The following is a 464-nucleotide window of genomic DNA, read 5'->3' on the forward strand; positions in this document are numbered from 1 at the left end:
TGGACCGGTCCGGAGTGGAAGACCCACAGCATGACGCCGAACGTGGCGAAGTCGAACACCGAGCTGATCGGACCGAAGCAGACCATGAAGCGGCGGATGAACCCGATGTCCCAGTGCGAGGGCCTGCGCAGCTGCTCCTCGTCGACATGGTCGGTGGGGATCGCCAGCTGGCTGGTGTCGTAGAGCAGGTTGTTGAGCAGGATCTGGGACGGCAGCATCGGCAGGAAGCCCAGGAACAACGACGCACCGGCCGCGCTGAACATGTTGCCGAAGTTGCTGGACGTGCCCATGAGGACGTACTTGATGGTGTTGGCGAAGATTCGCCGCCCCTCCACCACACCGTCCGCGAGCACGTCCAAGTCCTTCTCCAGCAGGATCACGTCCGCGGCGTCCTTCGCCACATCGGTGCCGGACTCCACGGAGATGCCCACGTCGGCGGCGTGCAGAGCCAGCGCGTCGTTGAC

General features: G+C 64.4%; 1 protein-coding gene. It reads right to left on the reverse strand.

Features of this window, described 5'->3' with window-relative positions; translation table 11 throughout:
• A partial coding sequence (locus C6N31_RS42525) for a cation transporting ATPase C-terminal domain-containing protein (protein ID WP_368860200.1) occupies window positions 1-464 on the reverse strand: 464 nt, incomplete at both ends.

It is taken from the genome of Streptomyces fildesensis (assembly GCF_016107395.1).
Taxonomy (GTDB): domain Bacteria; phylum Actinomycetota; class Actinomycetes; order Streptomycetales; family Streptomycetaceae; genus Actinacidiphila; species Actinacidiphila fildesensis.